Origin of the sequence: Modestobacter caceresii (assembly GCF_000761485.1) — a bacterium.
GTDB classification, from domain to species: domain Bacteria; phylum Actinomycetota; class Actinomycetes; order Mycobacteriales; family Geodermatophilaceae; genus Modestobacter; species Modestobacter caceresii.
In genome coordinates, this window is record NZ_JPMX01000119.1 from 87,223 (window position 1) to 89,770 (window position 2,548).

Here is a 2,548-nt window from a genome sequence, read left to right on the forward strand (position 1 = left end):
CAGCGCGCCCCGTTCCGGGGACCACTGGCCCCAGGTCTCGGTGCGGCCGGGCGTCCACTCCGGCTCGATGAGGTCGCTGAGCACGAACCCGGCACCGACGACCGCACGTACCCAGTCGCCGATCGTGCGGTGGTGCTCCACGTAGACGGTGGCCCCGGCGTCGTCGGTCTCCACGTACGGCGCGCGGTCGAAGTAGGAGGAGACGACGCGCAGGTCGGCCGGGTCGGGGGAGTCCGGCATCGGCCACCGCATCGGGTGGTTCACCGAGGCGACCAGTCGCCCGCCCGGCCGCAGGACGCGGGCGACCTCGCGCAGCACCGCCGTGGCATCGGCGACGAACGGCAGACCGCCGAAGGCCGAGCAGGCCAGGTCCACGCTCGCGTCGGCCAGGGGGAGTGCCCCCGCGTCGGCCTGCAGCAGGGGGACGGCGATGCCGGTGGACCGGTTCAGCTCCGCGGCCCGGGCGAGCATGCCCCCGGAGACGTCCAGCGCCACCGGTGCGGCACCGGCCGTGCGCAGCCAGCGGGAGCAGGGAGCCGAGCCGCAGCCGATCTCCAGGACCCGCCGCCCGGCGACCTCGCCCAGCAGGTGCGCGTCGGCCTCACGCAGCCCCTCGGGACACCAGAGGAAGTCGGCGTCGCCGAGGTCACTGCCGTGCTCGGCGAGGTAGGCCGGGGCGGCGGCGTCCCACCAGCCCCGGTTCGCGCGGGCGGACTCGGCCGGTCCGGCCGGCCGCCGCGTCACGCCTCCCGCTGCCGGGTAGCCGTCCTCGGCCAGCGGCAGGGAGGCCGCGGGGGGTCGGGCCGGGGTGCTGTCCATGACGCGCCGATGGTGACACGCCGACCGGCCGGTGGCCCTGCCGGTCGGGCCCGCCCCCTGGTGGACCGGGCTCTCGCCAGGTCCGTACGATGGGGAGCACGCCAGAGGTCTGTGGTGTTGACCCTCCTGTACGGGGTCGGCGTTGCCGCCTCCCGTGAACCTCCCCGTGGTCCGCCTGGGCCGCGGGTGATCCTGTCCCTACGCATACCCCGTCCGGAGCACTCGACCACATGACCTCCACCCAGGTCCGTCCCGACAGCACCCCCCAGATCGCGGTCAACGACATCGGCACCGCCGAGGACTTCCTCGCTGCGATCGACCAGACCATCAAGTACTTCAACGACGGCGACATCGTCGAAGGCGTGATCGTCAAGGTCGACCGGGATGAGGTGCTGCTGGACATCGGCTACAAGACCGAGGGCGTCATCCCCTCGCGTGAGCTGTCCATCAAGCACGACGTCGACCCGACCGAGGTCGTCAAGGTCGGCGACGAGGTGGAAGCCCTCGTCCTCCAGAAGGAGGACAAGGAAGGCCGGCTCATCCTGTCCAAGAAGCGGGCTCAGTACGAGCGCGCCTGGGGCACGATCGAGGCCAAGAAGGAAGCCGACGAGGTCGTCACCGGCACCGTCATCGAGGTCGTCAAGGGCGGCCTGATCCTCGACATCGGCCTGCGCGGCTTCCTCCCCGCCTCGCTCGTCGAGATGCGCCGCGTGCGCGACCTGCAGCCCTACGTGGGTCGTGAGCTCGAGGCGAAGATCATCGAGCTCGACAAGAACCGCAACAACGTCGTCCTCTCCCGTCGTCAGTGGCTGGAGCAGACCCAGTCCGAGGTCCGCAGCGAGTTCCTCAACAAGCTCGCCAAGGGCCAGGTCCGCACGGGCGTCGTCTCCTCGATCGTCAACTTCGGTGCGTTCGTCGACCTCGGCGGCGTCGACGGTCTGGTGCACGTCTCCGAGCTGTCCTGGAAGCACATCGACCACCCGTCCGAGGTCGTCGAGGTCGGCCAGGAGGTCACCGTCGAGGTCCTCGACGTCGACCTGGACCGTGAGCGGGTCTCCCTGTCGCTGAAGGCGACGCAGGAGGACCCGTGGCGCCAGTTCGCCCGCACGCACCAGATCGGTCAGGTCGTGCCGGGCAAGGTCACCAAGCTCGTCCCCTTCGGTGCGTTCGTGCGCGTCGACGAGGGCATCGAGGGCCTGGTGCACATCTCCGAGCTGGCCGAGCGCCACGTGGAGATCCCGGAGCAGGTCGTGCAGGTCGGCGACGAGATCCTGGTCAAGGTCATCGACATCGACCTGGACCGCCGGCGCATCTCGCTGTCCCTCAAGCAGGCCAACGAGGGCGTCGTCGGCGACGAGGAGCAGTTCGACCCGGCCGCCTACGGCATGTCGGCCTCGTACGACGAGCAGGGCAACTACGTCTACCCCGAGGGCTTCGACTCCGACACCGGCGAGTGGCTCGAGGGCTACGACGAGGCCCGCGAGACGTGGGAGCGGCAGTACGCCGAGGCCCAGGCCCGGTTCGAGGCGCACCGCAAGCAGATCGCGGCGGCCAAGGAGGCCGACGCCGAGGCTGCGGCCGGTGGCAGCTACTCCAGCGAGCCGGTCGACGCGCCGGACGCCCCCTCCACCGGTGGCACCCTGGCCTCCGACGAGGCGCTGGCGGCCCTGCGGGCCAAGCTCGCCGGCGGCGAGTGACCCGGCAGCTCGTCTGAGCAGCACCTGACCGT

At 71.2% G+C, this 2,548-nt stretch carries 2 protein-coding genes; one reads left to right on the plus strand and one right to left on the minus strand.

Translation table 11 applies throughout. The annotated features are described in order from the left end of the window. A partial coding sequence (locus IN07_RS22375; protein WP_036340829.1) for a class I SAM-dependent methyltransferase occupies positions 1 to 819 on the minus strand: 819 nt, incomplete at its 3' end. 230 nt (positions 820 to 1,049) lie between these two features. On the opposite strand from IN07_RS22375, the gene rpsA reads away from it, so the two are divergent. Continuing rightward, entirely contained in the window at positions 1,050 to 2,516 is a 1,467-nt protein-coding gene (gene rpsA / locus IN07_RS22380; RefSeq protein ID WP_036340831.1) for a 30S ribosomal protein S1, read from the plus strand. Positions 2,517 to 2,548 lie beyond the last annotated feature (32 nt).

What these genes read in the sequence shown, in the direction of transcription:
- rpsA (WP_036340831.1), top strand. Translation starts at nt 1,050, where the DNA reads ATGACCTCCACCCAGGTCCGTCCCGACAGCACCCCCCAGATCGCGGTC.